Here is a 19,444-nt window from a genome sequence, read left to right as displayed (position 1 = left end):
TTTAGGCTGGTCAGGTGGTTAGAAGTACAAGCCCCTGGCTTTAGACATGGGGTTGGTTTCTACGGAGTCCCTGACCTTTCCAGTTGTGGGTTTCGAGACAAGCCCTGTACCCTAAACGGGTAGGGCGATCGCAGGCGGGGCCCGCCTACGCAGGCTAGGCGTGGGATTTATCCCACGCCTAATTGCTACAGTCGGTTTCAACCGACTGAAATGCTTTTGCTGCAAGGTTATTAGTCGGTTTTTAACTGAGTTTAGCTCTGAGACGGGGACTTTTAGTCCCCGGCTTTTTTCTGCCTAGAGACGCGAAAATTCACCGATATAAAAACGGCAAATTCTGGTTTCCAAGCTATCGGAAAATTATGCAACTTAAATGTTATAACCCCCGAAGGAGGGGTTATAACAATCCATCCATCAGGTGGAGAACCTGAATTAGCTCTGGAGATAACTCGGGGGGTCGATCCGGTGGGGGGGCATCCAGATGATGTTCCACGAGTCCTTTCAGGGCAATCAGTTTAATGCTGTTTTCGGCTAATGTTTCGGCGATCGCGTCAGCGGCGGGCAAATATCCGATCGCCCCCAAATCGATCAGGGCCGATCGCCGCAGTTGCAAATCAGAGCCGCTCAACGCTTGCACCAGGCGTTCTCCATACTGGGGTTCTCCAGTGAGCTGATACATCGCTCGCGCGGCGGAATACTGGACCCGCTCGAATGGATGTTCTAAAAACGGTTGAATTACCTCAATTGCCCCTGTGGCCTGCAGGGTGCCCAAGGCTTCGATAATCGCATCGTAAGGTTGGGTCAGATGCGGTTTTCCCGGCACTTTCACCGCCGCTTCCACCCCCCCGGCGAGCAATTCCATCAACGGCGCGATCGCGGCTGAATCCCCCAAGCGTTCTAACCCTTCGGCGGCGGCTTCGCGCACGTAATAATCCGGCGAGGTTAAGCAAGCAATCAGTGCGGGGATAGCGCGCTCGTCTCCCACTTTTCCCAGGGAGCGCGCGGCATTGCGCTGTAGGGGAAAGCCACCCGCATCGGTGCGATCGCCTTTTTCGTTCAACAAATCGAGCAATGCATCGATTGCGGCGGATTCGCGCACCCGAAATCTGCCAATCCACCAAGCGGCGTAGTAACGGAGGCTCAAGTCTGGGTGACGCAGATTGGCGATCGCCTGGTCCACAGTTAAAGTCTCACCGCCGGCTTGTTCAGTTGACGGTGAGCCAGATTCAAAATCATTCCACATCAGTCAAGTTGGTAATGGCTGCTACGCCCAACCCTAGCAGAAGTTAACCCTATTGATTTTGTGCTTCCGGATTAAAATTAACCGGCTCGATATTGACGATTTTCCCACCCATGCGCGTAATCCGCTGCATTTCTTCATTCATGCGATTGTAAGGCACGGTCATAAAAACGCTGCCACTTTTCCGGATGGAATAGTTCATTTTGTCGGTGTCTTCACCTTCGTGCAAACCGGTCACTTCATAGCGAAAATAGCGATTTCCCGCCTGAGTGTTCGCATTGCTGCCACCTGCAATTTGACCCAGCATGTTTTTTTCCTCCTCTAATTGGAACGATTTAAAACCGAACTGCTCATCCAACCCTCCCTCAGTCTGGTTTGAAACCCCAGGGGGGGGTTGAAAGTGATGGGGTATGGATCGGGTGGTATTTCCTCCCCATGCCCAGCAAACCTGCGCGAGTAACCCGCGATGTAAACTAGGTGGTATGTCTTCTGCGTGCATGGTTGGGCGATCGCAGCCTTGATTTGTCCAAAGACGCGAGTCACCTCGCGCCTTTGAACTCAAGCGATAGTCAAACCAACCGACTCATCCCAAGGCAGTACCTCGGGAATTAAGCGGTGGTGATGCTAGCGATTTTGCCACCTTTTTTGAGGATTTGCTGAATTTGAGTGGATAACTTCTCGTAAGGAACCAGATAGGTAGTGTTACTGCGGCGCACGCCAGTTTTGCGAATGGCGGTAACTTCGATGCGGTACACCTTGCCTTCTTCGCCAAATCCCACAAACGCACCCCCCACGCAGGTATAGGGAGCGGCTTGTGGAGTGGGACGGTAGCTCCAGCCATCGCTACCGCCGGAAGGTGCCACGATGGTGTTCGGGGAATTTTTGCCCAGTTCGCGCGCGAGGCGAGTTTTGCTGCCTTCTACTTGGGCGCGATCGCTATTGGCATACCCGCGATAAAGCCGGAACATCCGGTTAAATCCCACGGTTTTTTGCCCGGGAATGGTTTCAAACCCGCGATAGTAGGGCACGATATTGTCGCCGAAATTATTTTCGTACTCTACCGAGTCGATGTAGGAGTCGATTTCGGCATCGAATCCTTCGTTTTCGTAAATGTCGAGGTGATAAATCACTTCCGACTCGTCATAGGGAGCGCGCCCGAGCAGATGTTTGTAGTTCAGTTCGGTGACGCGAGTCTGGAAATTGGGGTAAAGAAACTTTGTTTTGTACAGTTCCGATTTGGCTACTGCACGCACGAATTCTCGCACGGTAATCGTGCCGTTTCTCAATAAAGACTCGGGACTGGTGAGCCGCTCGGAATTCATCACGTAGTCGTTGCCGAGAACCTGCCGATACACGGCACGAATCACGGCTTCCACATCTTCTTCCGTCCAATTTTGTCGCAATTCTACTGGGGCTGCATCCCGGAACGCAATGGTTCCCAAGCGAGATGCTGCTGATGTAATGGCCATCTGAAATAATCTCCCAACAAACTTTTTTAGAGTTTTGACTTTTAGATTTTTAATCCTTCACCGTTGGTTTATCCTGTTGGGTTAATAATTCGCTGGTTTTTTTCCCCATCCCAGGATGCCAAATCGGCGAGTATGCTGCGCGAAAGTCCCAGAAATACAACGATGTCCGGAAGGGTAAACAGCAACTAGCGTTTTGCTAGCACCTGCCTACCTACCCGGACATCAAGTTAAATTCTAGCCACGCAGACAGACGCGACGCTTATGCATCGTTAACTAGCTCAGGGCGTTGATGGCGTAGTCGATGTAGGTGTTGGCTTCAACTGCCGATTGGCCACTCAAGCCGTGGTTGTTTTTGATGTACTTGAGGGCTTCGACGTACCAGCTAGGAGACAGATCGAAGGTGCTGTTGATTTCATCCAAACCCGCGATCAGGTACTCATCCATCGGACCGGTGCCACCCGAAACTAAGCAGTAGGTGACCATCCGCAGGTAGTAACCGATGTCGCGAGAGCACTTGGCTTTCCCGGTTTCGGTAGAAGCGTAGTTGGGGCCTTGCATGGTAGTGGTGTAGGGGAATTTGTTGTACACCGCTTGGGCAGCTCCATCAATCAGGCGCTGAGAATTGCTGGTCAGCGCGCGAGCTGCTTCCATGCTTGCCATTGCCCGCTTAAAACGACCGTCAACGGCTTGCAGTTCGGAGTTGCTCAAAAAACGACCTTGAGCGTCGGCGGCAGAAATCGCTTCAGTAATCGGGGTTTTCATCGTCGAGTTATCTCCCTAGGATTGTGCAAAGTTTTCGTGGTTTGTTGGTTATGTGGATTTAGTCAGGGCTGACTAATTCCTCGTTCGAGTTTGTGCTTGGCTCAACGCCGATTTAGGCAACAGCAGAAGCGGCGCGGTCGAAATAACCAGCCAACTCAGACATCAGAGCGCTGCAATCGCCAGGAGTGATGCCAGCCGGATCGTTGGCCACTTTGACTGCGGCATCTTTCATTTTTTGAACGCCAACTGCAACGGAACCTCCGGGAACGCCCAGGGCTTGGTAGGTTTCGCGCAGACCGTTCAAGCAGCGATCGTCGAGTACGCTGGCGTCACCGGCAATCATGGCGTAGGTGACATAACGCAAGATGATTTCCATATCCCGCAAGCAAGCAGCCATCCGACGGTTGGTGTAGGCGTTGCCACCGGGTTGGATCAGCTGAGGTTGCTCCGCAAACAAAGTACGAGCGGCTTCGGAAACGATGTCAGAGGCGTTGCTGGTGATCCGGTTGACGGTATCGAGACGCTTGTTGCCTTCTTTGACCATGTTGGTTAGAGCATCGAGTTGTTCGCTGCTCAGGAATTCGCCGCGTGCGTCGGCTTGGGAAACAACTTTTGCAAATGCGTCTAGCATGTACTCAATCTCCTATGGTTATCTGATTTGGTTGGAATTGGATGAGTCTAGCTTAAAGCCAGTACAAGCTGTGCAGCTTGTCAGGTGTTTGGACGGACCCCAGCTAGAACAGGATTTGTTAAAGCTGGTCTCTCGGAAAGGGTGGATGCGGCCCTAGGGACTACATTACCTGCTTCGCGAGAAATCTTAGAAAAGATTACACCAGTATGAGAAAAGTGCCAACCCTCTTCAATTTATTGAGGGGGTTAAGTTTTGCTCGTCTCTCATACCCTACAGGTTAATGTTATACACCGCCTTTGCCCTTCTTTTTATTACGAAATGTTAAATTTTTTTATTTTCTCGATCGCTGAGTATATTTGCGGGTTGCCAAACAGCTAACAGCCCACTGGCTATCTAACACCAGTGGGCTGTCAGGATCCATCTATCAAATCCTTGTCCATTTATCCGTTGGCGATCGCACCCTCCCTCTGGCTTATCCCCAGGAAGCGCTCCAAATCAAATAAAAACCCATGAATGTACTCCTCGGTCCATTCTGCACCGTAGAATCGAGTAAACATTCCCCGCGCGGGGTCTTTCTCGGCTCGATAACGCAAATACCTCAGTTGCGCCTGTTTGATTCGCTCTCGCTGCTCGCGATCGCTCACCGGTTGCGCCCCCTCCACCAATTCCAAATAAGCCGCCAAATACTCCTTAAACGCCTCAAATACCCGCGTCTGCACCACTTCCGTCTTTTTCGGTCGCGTCCATAAAAATGCCGGCGAGAAAAACGGTTGCGCTTCTGCGGGAAAATCTCCTCCCCAGGGTAGATGCGGTTTGTGCCGCTCGTATATTCCCCAAATCGGTTCGGTGTACTTCGCCCGGTAACTCGGGTCATCCCGAAATAACGGCTGCATGTCCAACGCAATCAAATGCCCCCCGGGCAAGCTCACCAGATCCGCCCCAAAAAACGGCAAGTCATAGTTCAATTGCGGAAAAATCACCAAGTTGAGCACCTGCAGGCTCTCCCCTCCTTGCACGTGGGCGGCTCGAATCTGTCTGAGCTTCGGGGCGGCAAATCCATAACTGGTGGTCACCACCACTTCTTGCTTTTTCCCCTTCCCCACGGTGGCCACTTTTTTGCCAAATCCTTCCGGGATCGGGTAAGGTTCCAGCTTCAATCGCGCGCTTAACTGAGCGATCGCCTCATCCAAAAACGGTTGATAAAGATTCATCATTACTTATCGTCGGCTGGCAACGGCTAACGGCACGGCATCTTCAAACAAAAATTCATACAGGAATCGCTCGGCCCACTCCCGCCCAAAATAACTGCTAAACAGTCCGTGGGCCGGGTCGCGATCGGCACTATATTGGTCGTAATCTTTTTGCGCTTTCACAATTCGCTCAATTTCCGCTTTCTCTTCTCGCGGTGTCGCCCGCTCCAACATCTGCCAATACAGAGCCAAATATTCGCAATACGCGGGAAATAACCGCTTTTCCACGGTTTCTGCATCGGTTTTCGCAAACAGCAGGTATTTGGAAAAATAGCGATCGGCATCATAAAACTTCATTTCTATGTTCTGCGCCAAATCGTTGTATTTATCCCGCACCTCGCGCATCGGCTCGATGTACTTGTCTTGATACGCTTTATCTTGAAATAAGGGTTGAAAGTCTAAAACAACTAGAATCTTCTTTTGGTTAAAAGACAGCAAATCTATCCCGAGTAGCGGCAGATCGTACTGGTGACTCGGATAAATTACGCTGTTAAAAATTTGCGCGGATTCCCCGGCATCAATATAGGTGTAGCGAATTTTTCGCAGTTCTCGACAGTGGTAACACCAACTTTGTATGATGGCTGGATTTTTGCCGCGATCGCTAACGCAGCTTTCTAAACCCGCCGGAATTGGACGACTTCGCAGGTCAAATCGCCGGAATAGCTCGGTTTCTAAATAGTCCAGAAAAGGTTTGTACATAGAGAATTACTCTGACCAAGACTCCCCCGAGCATAGAAGATGCTCCCCTCGCACGTCTCATTTCTCAGAAACAAAGCAATAATCCTTAACAATTCCCGCGATCGCCCTCCTTTGCTTTAAGTTTTGTAACAATTTGCCCCCCCGGGAAGACACACCGCTCAAATTGACTTCATTCTGGATTGCGCTTCACTCACCCGCCTTTGTGATGTCGTGCTGCGCCAGCATCCGATCCAATACCGCCGGGGAGACACAACGACGTTCTGAGCAATAAGTCATCAAATTAACCCCATTCATCATTCGCACGGTACTGACGCGCACGCGAAAATCATCGGTGATAAACCAACAGCGCTCCATTCCTTGATTGTTGTCATAGTCAGTGTGGATGGTCAGTACCCCATCGGGAGCAAAATGGTAGCGACAAACCACCGGTATCCCTTCCACATAGCCCCGGTTTCGCAAGAGTTTGCCACTCAACCCTGTCTCCTGGGGCCAATCCACCAAAATAGCGGCATAATTCGGGTTCGGTTCGCGATCGTCGAGATTGGTTTGCCAGGAAAAACTCGCTCCCCCCTTGGCTAATTCCGGATCCACCCCTTGCGCGTGACAAACCTCTCGCACCTGCGGATCCTCCGGTGGCAATACTTTCACCATCAGATTCGACTCTCCCGACTCATCTGCAGTTAAATCAAAGTGATGAACCGTGCGTTGACTAAACCAGGTTCCTTCGCTTTTGCGAAAAAACTCCATCATCGTCATCGGTGGTTTCATATCGCAATTTTGGATTTTTAAAGACCAACATTGAGCGCCAACCTGGGAAAAGTGGCAGACGGATCTGCCGATCGCGTTGATGCTTTCCCCGGCACGGCGATCGCAGAGGCGATCTCGGCTCAAAGCTAATCGTACAATACCACTACACCTGCTAAATAACCCTAAAAAAATGACTGCTTCCAATACTCCCAAACCCTTTACACCCGCCGATCTGTTGCGATCGCTCGCTGCAGGAGAAGACCTCAGCGGGAAAACCCTGGAAAATCTCGATCTCGCCGGATGCGACTTCTATGGAGCTAACCTCAGCAACACCCACCTCAGTGGCGCAAACTTCGATCGCGCCATCTTAATTCGCGCCGAATTGCAAAACACCGACCTCCGTGATGCCTCCTTCCTGGATGCAGACTTGCGCGGCATCGATCTGCGTCATGCCAACCTCAGCAATGCCAACTTGCAAAATGCCTATTTAAACCGCGCCAACCTCATGGGAGCAAACCTCAGCAATGCCAACCTGACTGGGGTGAAACTCCAACTGGCACTTTACGATCGCCACACCATATGGCCCGATGGGTTTGCTTATCGAAAATCCGGCGCAGTCGGACCTGGTGCCCAACTCAGCGGCGCTTACCTCAATACCGCCCATCTGCGCGGGGCGGATCTCAAAGGCGCTAACTTTCTCGGGGCCTATCTCAGCGGCGCAGATCTAACCGGTGCTAATCTCGAAGGGGCATCCTTGAGCGGCGCAAATCTGCAAAAAGCCTTTTTCACCGGAGCCTATCTACACAATGCTCGCCTCAATAATGCCGAGTTACAACAGGTGGATTTTCGTGCCGCCGATTTGACTGGGGTAGAGTTGAATAATTTACAGAGTATTGCTGGGGCAGATTTTTACCGGGTTCGCGGATTGAGTGAGTCGAATCGCGCCCTGTTGAAGGGGCGAGATTCGAAAGAATTGGACACCTGGAATCCCTTTACTCGCCGCACCACCCGCGAAAGTTTGGCGCGATCGTAATTTCCCTTCCCACTCCCCTACCCTTCCCGCTCTCTCAAGCAAACTTTGGCCGTTGCAAAACAAATCTCTGCCTGAGAATTTAACTCATTTTAACTCGTTCCCAGGTTAACCTGGGAACGAGTTAAAACACTCCACCCTAGCTACCGCCTCCCCCTCAATAAATGCGATCGCAAAGGTTGGCACCCTTGCTTAATTCGCTTGTTGTGAAGAAACTCCGGTTTTAACCTCTACTACACCGCCCCCTAAACCTCATCAAATTATCCTTCGGTTTAAATCGTTTACCATCATTGCTGACTAATGCGGATTGAATCACCACCGAGAATGGGTGGATTGTTCCGCTACCTCATGCGCTTACAGGTGATTTCGGCATTATGAATGGAGAGAACCGCCTGACAACTTTGGAGAAAATCCATGCCCAGCAGCCCATCAACACGCAGTCGCGCGGGAATATTATAAGCCACAATTGGAAAATCGTAGAGAATCTGACCCACGCAGTTGAACCAAGTTAGCTGAATCACTGGCGCATTGATTTTGCCTTTCCCGGTGATAATTTCTTCCCGAAAACGAGTATTTTGCGTGTCATAACCTAGCGTTTCTACAACCTGAACGGGCAATATGGTGAAGCTCGAACCTGTATCGATGATTAATTTCACTCGCGCAAAGTCACCCTTTTGCATTCCCCCAGCCATTGCCTGTACCTTTAGCAAATTCTTTCCGTGACGGGACAATCGATAGGCTTTTTGAAAATCGGTCATTTTAATTATAACATTATCCCTATATTTTCTGGCACAGAACCCGTATATTCTATCGCCACTGGTTTACCCTGTCTTAGAGACAGTTTAGCGTACAGTTCATCGCGCTCGCTTGCGCGAGCTAAAACTTCTCCTTGAATTACATTCAACTCTTCATCTAATTTAGGGCAACCAATCAGCACCCATTGATTGGGATATCGCTGTTGGATTTCTTCAATGTTTAAAATCCCTCCGCTTTTTATGGGTTGGGATTTTTGCGTTAAAGCGGTTAAAGTTAACTCGAAGTAATCTTCTATTTCCTCTAGCAGTTCTAGTTCGCCACTGCCTTTTTCTGGGTTAGGAAAAATCTGCTGCTTCACTACAGCGATCGCCGCAGCTTTCATCCGCTCCACTATTTTGACTGCTGACTCTATTGCAATTCCCAGACCCAAATAGGTTTCTCGAATATCCGCTAAACAACCCGTTTCCAGTCGAGAAGCATTTTCTGCCAATAATGCGTAGGTAATGTAACGCAATATAGTTTCGCTTTCCTGCAAGCAATGGGTTAATTTATCCTCGGGTAAATCTTGATTTTCTTCTCGGGTCAACATCTCTGCTTTGCCAAGAGTTTCATGCACCGCATCAGACACAATAGAACCAGCGCGATCGCATATTGTTTTGACTGCATCTAAGCGTTTATCTTGGTGCTGTATCATTTTTTTTAAATGGGTCAATTCTTCCGAGCTGACAAACGCTTTTTCTGCTTCAGCTTGGTTAAGAATATGCCATCTATTTTTTTGAGTATTTGCCATCATTAATATACCTCTTAAACTCCATTAAGCTGCTAGCCATTAAATTGGCTTACGGTAGAAAGCTATTTGTTGGCATTCTGATAACAATTTAACTTGAATGTTTTTTCTTTTTTTTAGAAATTGCTTATTGATTGACATCATTTGACCGGGGAAGCATTGCGATTAATTTAACAATCTGTGTTTTTAGGCTAATATAAGCACAAATACGACCGTTTTGCATGGAAAAATAATTGAGCGAATAAACCAAAATGAAGGAAGTTGCATTTATTTGATGTTAAAAGGGGAGAGAGCTGTGGGAGGATAGTCTTTGTAAAAGAATTTCCGGAAATCGTGGTGAATTGGAGAATCAGGAGTTAAAAATTAGTAATTCAACTGAGTTAATTAAAGTAAAATAGACCATGATGGACGGGAAAAAAGAAAGGCACCAATCAGAGGAGATTAAAAATCTGATTGAAGATGTGGTAGGGAAGATGCACAAAGCCGGCAAAAGTTTTGGGTGGATAGCCATGTGGATGGTATTGACGGAAACCGAGGTCAAAGATGCTTTCAGTCGATACCAACAGCGACGGGGTGGTAAACCGACCGATTCTAACGTTTGCTAATCTGGCAAGACGGAACCTCCTAGGGTAGGTTGGCGATGCTGTAGACCATTTTAGCTGCAATTTGGGAGGGGTGAACGGGGTAATTCTGCGCCAGGGGACTGGTGGCGATCGCACCCCTGCTCTCCGGAACCGTGCGCCAGACAAATTGAGAACGAGCGAGTTGAAAACCCGCCCGCAGTGTTGTTGCGAGCGCGGGTAAATTCTTTTGAGAGAGGAACTTTTTTCCCGAGAAACCGTCTGAGGAGATAATTTTGCGTTAAGCAAGGGGCAGGCGGAAATTTTGCCTGCAGAATTGTCGGAAGAAATAAAGGAATTTAGAGAGCGATCGCGTCACGGGGAGAGAATAACTCAGAAACGCAGCAATTTTCGCCCCTGACGCCAATCGAGCCGCGCTAGCTTGGCTTTTGCGGGTGAGAAAACCTGCAAAGAACTCGCGCGGCAAACCTTCGTGAGTATTCTGTGCATCCAACCGCGATCGAGAAAATATTTCTACAATAGAAATAATGAAAAGAGCGAATCGATCGCGCAAGGAAGAGTTCGAGGGGGATAGGGTGATATTTGGCAAACGAATCAATCTGAAAATAATGGTTTTGGCGGCGATCGCCCTAGTCATCGCCACAGGATTCGGCATTTATTTTTTCAGGTTCCAGACTGCCGAGAATTCCAGCAATATAGAGACTGCCGACAATTCAGAGCAACCCAAAGCAGGGACAGAGGAGGAATCTGCCAGGGTGGAGGCTTTACCTGCCTATGCCTCAGCGCCGCAGACCCCGGAGGGGTCATTCTCCGAAGAGACATTTGTCAGACAAAATCAAGTCACCCTAGAATTAGAAACCGTGCTGAGTGGTTCGGATTGGTCGGTACATGATTTAGCCCTCACCCCAGACGGACAAACCGTGATTGCCAGCGACTACTCATCGGTTCAGATCTGGCAGATAGACCCCAACTGCACGCAAAAGCGAACCTGTCTGCCGAGCCAACAGCTCGATAACGCCTCATTATGGGTGTATTCCGTTGCCATTTCCCCGAACCGCAAATTGCTCGCCACTGGCACCTGGAAACAAATCAACCTGTTCGATTTGGCCACTGGAGAACCGCGCGGGGATATTTTTGCACATTTAAACGCCGTGGATACCCTGCTTGTCAGTCCTGATGGGGAGATTCTCTTCAGTGGGAGTAGCGACAAAACGATTAAGCTATGGTCCCTGGCAAGGGCCACGAGGTTGCCTCCTGGAAGCCGGAAACAGACCCCATTAACCACCTTAGAGGGACATGAAGGAGCCATTACCACCCTTGCCATCAGCGGCGATGGGCAAACCCTCGTGAGTGGGAGTAGCGACAAAACGATTAAGATTTGGAAATTGGACCGCAGTAGTGGAGTCCCCCGGATGGAGTCGGAACCGATTACCCTGGTGGGGCATGAAAATGCCGTGCGTTCTGTGGCGATTAGCCCGGATGGGGAAATCGTGGCGAGTGGGAGTTTGGATAAAACGATTAAGATTTGGAATTTAAAAACGGGTAAACTAATGTATGAACTCCCGGAAGATTCTGCCACGGTTTTATCGGTGTCCATCAGCCCGGATGGCGAACTGCTGGCCAGTGGTGGTGCCGATAATCGGATTAAACTGTGGCGGATCGACACTGGGGAATTGCTCAACATTGTGGAGGCGCATTCCGCTCCCGTGAAGTCTTTGGGCTTCAGCGCGGGTGGGAATCGTCTGGTGAGTGGCAGTAGCGATAAAACCATCAAAATTTGGCGCGTGGGAGAGTAAAAACCCGGTTGCGTTCCATTGGGTTGAGCCTAACGCAGCAGAGATTTTTTTCTTCCCAATTGGTTGGTTTATGAAAAGGGAATTATAATCAAGCGAAGAAAGTTAACAATTTTTCCGGGCAAATTGCTAATATTTATTGAGGGGTGCCAGGGAGGTAGAGTGAATCGAGCCAAGCAAAAGCCATGAGGGGCAAGCCAAATGTAATTCGCTCTAGCCGAAAATTAAGCCAAAGCGAGGCGATCGCGCCCGGCAATCTTGAGAAAATTTCATTGGGAAATGCCGATTGCTTGGCATGACCCTACAGTAGTAATTGATAGTTGCAAGTTATAGTGTTGTTGAGATTGCAGTCAGAATAAAAGGTAATGTAGCTTCTGTGAGTTATTGCCTGAATCCTAAATGTCCCCACCCCACTGACCCTGCCAACGGGAACCGAGACGCTTGCGTTCACTGCGGCTGTCAATTGCTGTTGCAAAATCGGTATCGCATTATTCGACCACTCGGAGGAGGGGGCTTTGGCAAAACCTTTGAAGTGGACGATAACGGAACGACAAAGGTGCTGAAGGTTTTGCTACAAAACCACGAAAAAGCAGTGGAGCTATTTAAGCAAGAAGCCGACGTCCTCAAACGCATCCGCCATCCCGGAATCCCCAGAATTGAGCCAGATGCCTATTTCACCGTGACCCCACCGGGGGAAACCGAGCCGATCCACTGTCTGGTGATGGAAAAAATTAGCGGCTTGAATTTACGCGAGTGGATGAAAAAACGCGGAAATCGCCCGGTGAGCCAAGAGCAAGCGGTGGAATGGCTCAAGCAAATGTCGGAGATTTTGGAGCAAGTCCACCAACAGCAATTTTTCCACCGGGATATCAAGCCGCTCAATATCATGGTTCGGCAAACCGGCCATGTGGTCTTAATTGACTTTGGGGCGGCGCGGGAAGTCACCAATACTTATTTTGCCAAAGTGGGTCAGGGGCAAAACATTACCGGGATTGTCTCCCCAGGATACACCCCACCTGAGCAAGCGAATGGCAAAGCGGTGCCCCAATCGGATTTTTATGCGTTAGGTCGGACGTTTGTTTTTTTACTGACGGGAAAACCGCCCACGGCGTTTTCGGAAAATCCGCGCACCGGCAAATTAGTCTGGCGCAACAGTGCGCCGCAGATTTCTAAGACGTTTGGTGACATCATCGATTATTTGATGGCTCCGTTTCCCGGAAAGCGACCGCAAAGTGCAATGGCGATCGTCCATTGTTTGGCGGAAATTGACTTGACGCCCCCCAATGGTTTGGATGGGAAAGAACACCACTCGCACAATGGCAGGGGGGGCACTAAGGGAAATTACAACACCAGGAATTCCTACAACACCTCCAGAGGATTGGGCACCAACGGCGGCAAGGGATCCTCTTATCGCCATCCCTATTATTTGCGCCACAATACTGGCGGCACTCGCGGCACTCACCAGAAGACTGGGGGCAAAAAACCTTGGCCTTTGGCGATCGCGATCGTGCTGGTGGCCCTGTTGAGTTCGCAAGTGTATGGCTATTGGCGCTATGGTTTCTTTCCGGCAAATCCGGTGGATCTGATTGCCAATTTACCCAGCAGTTTGTTTTTAAAGCGCAGTATCAAGACCTTTGGCCCGATCCAGTCTCTCGCGATCGCTCCCCAACCCCTGCGCGAAAATGAGGACCTGCTGTTCGCCAGTGGCAGTTATGGGGCCGTTCGCGTTTGGGAAGTGCAAACTGGAAAACTGGTGTACAATCTCAGCGCTCATAAAGATTGGGTGAAAGCTCTGGCCATTAGTCCCGATGGCGGCACTTTAGCCACCGGTTCGGCAGATAAAACTATCCGCCTGTGGAATTTGGAGAATGGCTCGCGAATGCTCACGATCGCCGGACCGGGAGCGCATTGGGGTCCGGTTAATGCCCTGGCATTCAGTCCCGATGGCCGCATATTAGCTAGTGCTTCCGATGATAATACCATTAAAATTTGGGATCTGCGAAGCGGGACTCGCCTCCGCACGATTCAGGCGGGTTCCCCAGTCAATGCGATCGCCTTTACCCCGGATGGGCGCAGAATCGCCAGTGGGGCGAGCGATAAAACGGTGAAAATTTGGGATTTGGCCAGCGGGGCGCGTTTATTAACCCTCCGGGCACACGCTCATCCGGTGCTGTCGGTGGCGATTAGTCCCGATGGCAATACTCTGGCAAGTGGGTCGAGTGACAATACGATTCAGGTTTGGAACCTGCGAACCGGGGAACGAAAATATCAGCTTGCTGGCGATTCGAGTTGGGTGCGATCGGTGGCGATCGGTCCGCAGGGCAAGGTTCTGGCTAGCAGTGGCGGCACTATCGAGCTGTGGAATCTGGCCACCGGCGATCGCAAACATCAGTTTAACGGTCATTCCAGTTATGTCAGCGCGATCGCTATCTCTCCCGATGGCAATACTCTGCTCAGTGGCTCTCCCGATCGCACCATTAAGGTTTGGCGCGTCCCCTCCGTCACTGACTCTGGCGAGTCCCAGGAAAAATAGTAGCCTGCGATTCATGTCTTGCGAAAGATGCGATCGCACCCTCATCACCCGAATAATAGATCCGATGGATTTGCGCGGGAATTCGCGATTGGCGGCGCGTTTTCTTTCCCTCGCCAATCTCTCCCCTGGTTTCTCTCTTCTTTCCTCTAAAGGCTGCTGATATGCTAACTTTAATGTACCTGAAAAACACCAATTGGTTGTATCTCGCCGAGCGCGTTAAAACCTCAGTCATTCCCGCCGTCTTACCCCGAGCTTTATTTTGTGGCTTATTTGGCGTTGTTATTTCCGTTTTATATCACTTGGGATTGCCCGTTGCTTGGCCCGTATTAGAAGGATTAGTCCCCAACTTAGTCTTGGGTTTATTATTAGTCTTTAGAACCAATACCGCTTACGAACGATTCTGGGAAGGGCGAAAAGCATGGGGAACTTTAGTCAATACCGTTCGCAACTTTGCCCGACAAATTTGGGTCGCCGTCGCCGAAAAAAAACCTACAGATGCCGAAGCAAAAAAAGAAACCTTGCGCCTGCTTGTTGCCTTTGCTGTCGCCACCAAACTGCACTTGAGAAAAGAAAACCTAAACGAGGAACTCTCCGCGCTTATGTCCTCCGAACGGTTTGAAAAACTCAAAGAAATGAATCATCCCCCCCTGGAAATTGCCTTTTGGATCGGCGATTACCTGCAAGGACAGCATAACAAACGCCGCCTCAGCATTTATCAACTCAGCGACATGTTCAAACTCCTGGATACAATGGTGGATGTATTGGGAGCTTGCGAACGCATTTTAAAAACTCCCATCCCGATGGCATATGCCATTCATTTAAAACAGCTTTTATTAATTTACAGTTTAGCACTTCCCTTTCAACTGGTCAACGATTTAAGTTTCTGGACCGGACCGGTGGTGGCGTTAATTAGTTTTACCTTATTTGGCATCGAAGAAATTGGCCTAGAAATCGAAAATCCCTTCGGATACGATAACAACGATTTGCCCCTCGATGCCATTTGCGCCACCATGCAACGCAATATCGAGGATTTAATTTCCCTGTCCCCTAGTACCCAAAATTCTGTAGAAAATTGGCCGAAGTATCGCCGCTTTCGAGAAGAACGGGGGCATTTTAAAGAAGAAGAAAGCACCAGCGGATTTTAACTGCGCCATTTGACTCTTATCCCCTACCAAGGAAAGCCGAATCCCGTGGAAACGCGATAAATCGCCTCTCTACAGTACGAAATAGTTGGCACGCTTTCTTCTCTTTTCCACGGCTATAATGGATTGATGCAGAACGCCCACAGGTAACGCACTGCGGATATAAAGGAAGGATACAATCGCAGACTATTCCCTGTTTTATTGCCCGATTTTTGGGCAGAATTGGACGCGCTGTTACAGTAGCATAGTATGGAGAGTTCAACGAATCCAGTGGTGAAACAAAACGATGCATTCCAACAAGCTCTCAAAACAGCACAACAGGGAAATTAACTCATCTGCTGCAACCCGCCGCGATCGCGAGCGGTTTTTCGCCCTAAATCAGCAGTCCTTTGCTGAATTACTGACCTTTGTGGATTTTGCCGAGAATTTTCCCCTTGGATTTATCGAAATCAATTTTTGCAAGGATCTGGATGTTTTGATAGCCGCCCTGCAAGAACATCCCAATTGCCAGGAGATTCAATGGGCAATTGTCGATTTTGGCGATCGCGAGGTTCGCTTTTTGCTCGATAGCCTGCAAAAAACTCTCTCCTCTATCCAAATCCAGGAGAACAAAAAATTCGTATTAGTCCTCAGAGGGTTGGAAAAATCAATCGGCATGTTTGGAGAGTATCCGCCGATTTTACAAGACCTTAACTTCATGCGGGATGCCTTTCCTCACCGCATTCCACATCCCATTCTCTTCTGCTTGCCCGAGTTTGCCATCACTCGTCTGGCTAAATTTGCCCCGGATTTTTGGGCATGGAAATCTGGATTTTTTCATTTCAATACCGCCCCAGATACCCGAAATCTGGGAGGATATAAATCCCTAGAATCTCTGATTTTTTTAGACCCTGTAGAAGTGCCAGAAAAGCAAGATAGAATTGATTTATTAGAGCGATTGCTGATGAAGTATTGTCCCACAGGTAAGCAGGCGAGCCAAAATCAATTAAAAGCTTACCTAACGATTCTCAACCAACTGGGAAAAGCTTATCGGAGTCGGGGAGAGCATTACAAATCTCGGGAATCTTTGGAAGAATCTATCAATATTGCAAATTGCCATAAAGATTTAGCCGCTTTCAAAGCAAACGCGCTATATGACTTAGGAATACTTAAAAATAATCTAGGGGAAATCGAGGTTGCGATCGCCCTTCACACCGAATCGTTGGAACTATTTGAACGCATCGGCGACTTGCAAGGGAAAGCAATGTCGTTGGGGATGCTCGGACAACTGCTGGCAAAGCAAGGTGATTTTACCACGGGCTTGAATTATATGCAGGACTCTCTCGCCATCCTAGAGCGCCTGGGTTCTCCCGAAGCGGAGACAGTGCGAGAAAGGATGGCGGGAGTGAAACAGTTGTTTGAGTCCCACAGGGATTGAGGGCGGCAGGGGCATTGCCTACAGTTGGCAATCTGGAATATACGGAAGATTTTTTACTACAAAAAATCTTAAATGTCAAGCGCCAATTCGCTGATTTTGTGGGGGTAGGGGCGAAATCTGCGAGGTGGGAGGGTTTGGGAAGTGTTAAAAAAGACTAAGGGGATCGCTCAGGGAAAAGTAGAGATGACAAAATGAAGGTAAACTCCTTTGCCGGATATCCTATGCGAACCTTACATTTAGAGCTAGAGGCGATCGCCCGCGACGCAATAGAGTTGCGTTATTTTGTAGACAACGGACAGCGCGCCCGATCGCGCCGCCTGAGTGTGGCGGAGATTGGGGATACGATCGCGATTGGGAGGCGACAGGAGTATCCGCCGATAGAGGCGGAGGTGAAAACCGGGCGCAGGCTTTATGATTGGCTTAACGGATCCGACAATTGGTTAACCGAGGCGATCGCCGGGGAAACCGACGGATGGGTGTTGGCAATTGCCACACCGGAAAAGCCGAGTTTTGTGGGATTTGGGGAAAAAGTCCACACCAGGGCCGTCACGGAAACCGATTCTGGGATTAGGGCATCGTTATCCCATTTACCCTGGGAACTACTGCATGATGGCACGGAGTTTTTAGTGGAAAAAACCGCTCCCGATGTGGTGCCCGTGCGGTGGATGCCCCAATTTGGACTGACGGAATCGACGCCGAAACGGGAATCGGCAAGCGATCGCCCCTTGCAGGTTCTTTTCATGGCGAGCGATTTGAGCGCCGGTGGGGCGATCGCCAAGCAAAGAGAACAGGAACGGATTTTATCATCCACCCACGATCGACCCTTACAGTTAGAAATCGAACCCACCGGCTCCTGGGAAAAATTAGGAGATTTTGTCGGGAAATTTGACGAAGACCGATTTGATATTTTCCATCTGGTCATTCCGGGAAACATCGCCGACGAACATTCATATTTTCTTCCAGAAACCACCATTGCCGAACCGGGAGCGGAAATTGCGGCTTTGATTGCCAAACGCTTTCCTTTGCGCTTTCCGCCTTTATTTTTTCTCTGCGCTTATCCCGGCAGTGACGCCCATGCTAACGGTGCAGTTGCTTCCATTGCCGAAGCCTTAATTTATCAAGGAGCGAAAGCGGTATTAAGTTGGGAAAGCTATGGTGCCGAAACCGAGGCAACTGAGGCAATGGCAGCATTTTATTACACCTTGACCTGTGGCGAAGCACTGCCGAAAGCTGTGGGGAAAATGTATCGCGCGTTAATCGAAAATCAGCAACCGAATTGGCATTGGTTGCGGTTGTACGTGGGGGAAATGGCATTGAGCGATCGCGGATTATTTCCCGGGTTGAATTTCCCCAAAACTGGTTCATCTTTGAGTGGATAAGTCACCCGAAACCCGAAGTCCTCGCCCGAGGATTGATTGCAGGTTTCATAGGGGGGACACCGATGAGCGCGATTGAGTTGACAAACAATCGAAATGCTATATTTCAAGATTTCTTGACATTTGAGCCAGTTTGGTTTGACCGATACCGATTTTCTAAAAAAAATAAATTAGAGTGAACCGAGCAGTTGGCAACAGGATTGAATCTGCAATGCAGCAACCAAATCAAAACCCAAACCCTGACAAAAAAGTTTCCCAATGGATTGACTCGTTGGATAAAGAACAGCGATCGCAAGTCAGTCATGCTTTAGCCTCTGAGATGTTCCACTCCACCAGCGAAACGCAATATCGCATCGAAGCGGAACAACTCTATCAAATGGCAGAGGAACAGATCGCAGCGGGAAACTTAGAAGCCGCGATTTCTCTGTGTCAGCAGTCGCTCGTATTAGAAAAGCGCATCGGCAATTTAAACGGACAACCACAGATTTTAGCATTGCTCGCCCAGCTTTTTTCCCTGAAAGGGGAATATCAAAAAGCCCTACAGCATTTGCAGCAAGCGGTGGAAATTGTGCGTCAGCAAAAGTGTTGGGATACGGCGCAGCTTGAGGAAATCATGGTGGAGGTCATTGTTTCGCGCTGGCACAAACTGCGCGCCACCCCCGGAGAAAAGATGACAGAAGAAAAATTAGTTGAATGGATGGAACCGTTGGATCGCGATACGTTTAATTCCGTCCTGTGTCGCTTGGAAAAAGCCACGGAATAATAATCATCGAAACCCGTTTATTACAGTTGTTAATTTGCCATTGCTGGAATTTGCTTACCATAAGTTTGCTATTGCGTCAAGCTTTTTATCGCGAATTCGGTGGGGTTAGGATATGGGTAGAGACGCGATTAATCGCGTCTCTACAAGCGGTTAAAAACCGGGTTTCTTCAGCTCAAATTTATGAATGCACGACAAATTTATAGCAGTTTTAATAGGGGAAAGGTAGAGAATTTTTCACCAATAAGGTGCTGACGCGGTTGGGACTATTTGGCTGCTTACCCCTCCCAGAAAGAGAGCTGCTCTATTTCACCACCACTACGCGATCGGTGGAAAAAACTTTTGCGATCGCCGGAATAGTTTTTTCGCCAACAGCGCCCTATCGGTGGAAAAAAACTGTACCGCTAACCGGAATAGTTATTTATCCCCAGTCCAACCCTGTACTCCAGGGATGGAAAAAAACTGTACCGCTAA

Annotated in this window: 19 protein-coding genes; 9 read left to right on the top strand and 10 right to left on the bottom strand. The window is 49.3% G+C overall.

The window, feature by feature from the left end; genetic code table 11:
* Nucleotides 1-394: 394 nt before the first annotated feature.
* The 8 genes from LKK83_RS30480 to LKK83_RS30445 all read right to left on the bottom strand — a co-directional run bounded on the left by LKK83_RS30480 (nt 395) and on the right by LKK83_RS30445 (nt 6,816).
* The gene (locus tag LKK83_RS30480; protein ID WP_324635227.1) at nt 395-1,240 is read right to left on the bottom strand and encodes a HEAT repeat domain-containing protein; all 846 of its coding nucleotides are present in this window, start codon (nt 1,238-1,240) and stop codon (nt 395-397) included.
* A 49-nt stretch (nt 1,241-1,289) separates the two neighbouring features.
* Nucleotides 1,290-1,544 carry a phycobilisome linker polypeptide gene (locus LKK83_RS30475; RefSeq protein WP_324635226.1) on the bottom strand — a complete coding sequence of 85 codons (255 nt, stop codon included), beginning with the start codon at nt 1,542-1,544 and terminating at the stop codon, nt 1,290-1,292.
* 301 nt (nt 1,545-1,845) lie between these two features.
* Entirely contained in the window at nt 1,846-2,706 is an 861-nt protein-coding gene (locus tag LKK83_RS30470) for a phycobilisome linker polypeptide (protein ID WP_324635225.1), read from the bottom strand.
* A gap of 273 nt (nt 2,707-2,979) precedes the next feature.
* Entirely contained in the window at nt 2,980-3,468 is a 489-nt protein-coding gene (cpcA, locus tag LKK83_RS30465) for a phycocyanin subunit alpha (RefSeq protein WP_324635224.1), read from the bottom strand.
* 112 nt (nt 3,469-3,580) lie between these two features.
* On the bottom strand, nt 3,581-4,099 hold the full coding sequence (locus LKK83_RS30460) for a phycocyanin subunit beta (RefSeq protein ID WP_324635223.1): 519 nt from the start codon (nt 4,097-4,099) through the stop codon (nt 3,581-3,583).
* A gap of 440 nt (nt 4,100-4,539) precedes the next feature.
* Nucleotides 4,540-5,313, bottom strand: coding sequence for a phycoerythrobilin:ferredoxin oxidoreductase (locus tag LKK83_RS30455; protein WP_324635222.1), 774 nt, complete (start codon nt 5,311-5,313; stop codon nt 4,540-4,542).
* Between the two features lie 3 nt (nt 5,314-5,316).
* Nucleotides 5,317-6,048, bottom strand: coding sequence for a 15,16-dihydrobiliverdin:ferredoxin oxidoreductase (locus LKK83_RS30450; protein WP_324635221.1), 732 nt, complete (start codon nt 6,046-6,048; stop codon nt 5,317-5,319).
* A 186-nt stretch (nt 6,049-6,234) separates the two neighbouring features.
* Entirely contained in the window at nt 6,235-6,816 is a 582-nt protein-coding gene (locus LKK83_RS30445) for a phycobiliprotein lyase (protein WP_324635220.1), read from the bottom strand.
* Between the two features lie 169 nt (nt 6,817-6,985).
* Here LKK83_RS30445 and LKK83_RS30440 point away from each other — a divergent pair, with 169 nt between their 5' ends.
* Nucleotides 6,986-7,828 (top strand): pentapeptide repeat-containing protein, encoded by an 843-nt coding sequence (locus LKK83_RS30440; RefSeq protein WP_324635219.1) that lies wholly within the window; start codon nt 6,986-6,988, stop codon nt 7,826-7,828.
* 338 nt (nt 7,829-8,166) lie between these two features.
* Here LKK83_RS30440 and LKK83_RS30435 read toward each other — a convergent pair whose 3' ends face one another.
* Together LKK83_RS30435 and LKK83_RS30430 are read right to left on the bottom strand one after the other, a co-directional pair.
* Nucleotides 8,167-8,583, bottom strand: a complete 417-nt coding sequence (locus tag LKK83_RS30435) for a retropepsin-like aspartic protease (RefSeq protein ID WP_324635218.1) — start codon at nt 8,581-8,583, stop codon at nt 8,167-8,169.
* A 5-nt stretch (nt 8,584-8,588) separates the two neighbouring features.
* Complete coding sequence (locus LKK83_RS30430) at nt 8,589-9,374, bottom strand: hypothetical protein (RefSeq protein WP_324635217.1); 786 nt, start codon at nt 9,372-9,374, stop codon at nt 8,589-8,591.
* A gap of 395 nt (nt 9,375-9,769) precedes the next feature.
* Between LKK83_RS30430 and LKK83_RS30425 the strand changes: the two genes are divergently transcribed.
* The 8 genes from LKK83_RS30425 to LKK83_RS30390 all read left to right on the top strand — a co-directional run.
* Nucleotides 9,770-9,973, top strand: a complete 204-nt coding sequence (locus tag LKK83_RS30425) for a hypothetical protein (RefSeq protein WP_324635216.1) — start codon at nt 9,770-9,772, stop codon at nt 9,971-9,973.
* A gap of 503 nt (nt 9,974-10,476) precedes the next feature.
* Nucleotides 10,477-11,745 (top strand): WD40 repeat domain-containing protein, encoded by a 1,269-nt coding sequence (locus LKK83_RS30420; protein ID WP_324635215.1) that lies wholly within the window; start codon nt 10,477-10,479, stop codon nt 11,743-11,745.
* Between the two features lie 373 nt (nt 11,746-12,118).
* Nucleotides 12,119-14,275, top strand: coding sequence for a serine/threonine-protein kinase (locus LKK83_RS30415; RefSeq protein WP_324635214.1), 2,157 nt, complete (start codon nt 12,119-12,121; stop codon nt 14,273-14,275).
* Between the two features lie 161 nt (nt 14,276-14,436).
* Complete coding sequence (locus tag LKK83_RS30410; protein WP_324635213.1) at nt 14,437-15,420, top strand: bestrophin family protein; 984 nt, start codon at nt 14,437-14,439, stop codon at nt 15,418-15,420.
* A 283-nt stretch (nt 15,421-15,703) separates the two neighbouring features.
* Entirely contained in the window at nt 15,704-16,834 is a 1,131-nt protein-coding gene (locus LKK83_RS30405; RefSeq protein WP_324635212.1) for a tetratricopeptide repeat protein, read from the top strand.
* Between the two features lie 191 nt (nt 16,835-17,025).
* Nucleotides 17,026-18,213 carry a hypothetical protein gene (locus LKK83_RS30400; RefSeq protein ID WP_324635211.1) on the top strand — a complete coding sequence of 396 codons (1,188 nt, stop codon included), beginning with the start codon at nt 17,026-17,028 and terminating at the stop codon, nt 18,211-18,213.
* A 208-nt stretch (nt 18,214-18,421) separates the two neighbouring features.
* The gene (locus LKK83_RS30395) at nt 18,422-18,973 is read left to right on the top strand and encodes a tetratricopeptide repeat protein (RefSeq protein WP_324635210.1); all 552 of its coding nucleotides are present in this window, start codon (nt 18,422-18,424) and stop codon (nt 18,971-18,973) included.
* Between the two features lie 245 nt (nt 18,974-19,218).
* Nucleotides 19,219-19,444 (top strand): hypothetical protein (locus tag LKK83_RS30390; RefSeq protein WP_324635209.1); only part of this gene is annotated, 226 nt, incomplete at its 3' end.

Origin of the sequence: Phormidium sp. CCY1219 (assembly GCF_035615515.1) — a bacterium.
GTDB lineage: Bacteria > Cyanobacteriota > Cyanobacteriia > Cyanobacteriales > Laspinemataceae > CCY1219.
This window is presented reverse-complemented; position numbering and strand designations above follow the sequence as displayed.

Coding starts and splice junctions, on each gene's coding strand:
- LKK83_RS30395 (WP_324635210.1), top strand. CDS start 18,422: ATGCAGCAACCAAATCAAAACCCAAACCCTGACAAAAAAGTTTCCCAA.
- LKK83_RS30430 (WP_324635217.1), bottom strand. CDS start 9,374: ATGATGGCAAATACTCAAAAAAATAGATGGCATATTCTTAACCAAGCT.
- LKK83_RS30470 (WP_324635225.1), bottom strand. CDS start 2,706: ATGGCCATTACATCAGCAGCATCTCGCTTGGGAACCATTGCGTTCCGG.
- LKK83_RS30400 (WP_324635211.1), top strand. CDS start 17,026: ATGAAGGTAAACTCCTTTGCCGGATATCCTATGCGAACCTTACATTTA.
- LKK83_RS30450 (WP_324635221.1), bottom strand. CDS start 6,048: ATGTACAAACCTTTTCTGGACTATTTAGAAACCGAGCTATTCCGGCGA.
- LKK83_RS30420 (WP_324635215.1), top strand. CDS start 10,477: ATGAAAAGAGCGAATCGATCGCGCAAGGAAGAGTTCGAGGGGGATAGG.
- LKK83_RS30445 (WP_324635220.1), bottom strand. CDS start 6,816: ATGAAACCACCGATGACGATGATGGAGTTTTTTCGCAAAAGCGAAGGA.
- LKK83_RS30460 (WP_324635223.1), bottom strand. CDS start 4,099: ATGCTAGACGCATTTGCAAAAGTTGTTTCCCAAGCCGACGCACGCGGC.
- LKK83_RS30425 (WP_324635216.1), top strand. CDS start 9,770: ATGATGGACGGGAAAAAAGAAAGGCACCAATCAGAGGAGATTAAAAAT.
- LKK83_RS30435 (WP_324635218.1), bottom strand. CDS start 8,583: ATGACCGATTTTCAAAAAGCCTATCGATTGTCCCGTCACGGAAAGAAT.
- cpcA (WP_324635224.1), bottom strand. CDS start 3,468: ATGAAAACCCCGATTACTGAAGCGATTTCTGCCGCCGACGCTCAAGGT.
- LKK83_RS30410 (WP_324635213.1), top strand. CDS start 14,437: ATGCTAACTTTAATGTACCTGAAAAACACCAATTGGTTGTATCTCGCC.
- LKK83_RS30405 (WP_324635212.1), top strand. CDS start 15,704: ATGCATTCCAACAAGCTCTCAAAACAGCACAACAGGGAAATTAACTCA.
- LKK83_RS30455 (WP_324635222.1), bottom strand. CDS start 5,313: ATGATGAATCTTTATCAACCGTTTTTGGATGAGGCGATCGCTCAGTTA.
- LKK83_RS30480 (WP_324635227.1), bottom strand. CDS start 1,240: ATGTGGAATGATTTTGAATCTGGCTCACCGTCAACTGAACAAGCCGGC.
- LKK83_RS30440 (WP_324635219.1), top strand. CDS start 6,986: ATGACTGCTTCCAATACTCCCAAACCCTTTACACCCGCCGATCTGTTG.
- LKK83_RS30475 (WP_324635226.1), bottom strand. CDS start 1,544: ATGCTGGGTCAAATTGCAGGTGGCAGCAATGCGAACACTCAGGCGGGA.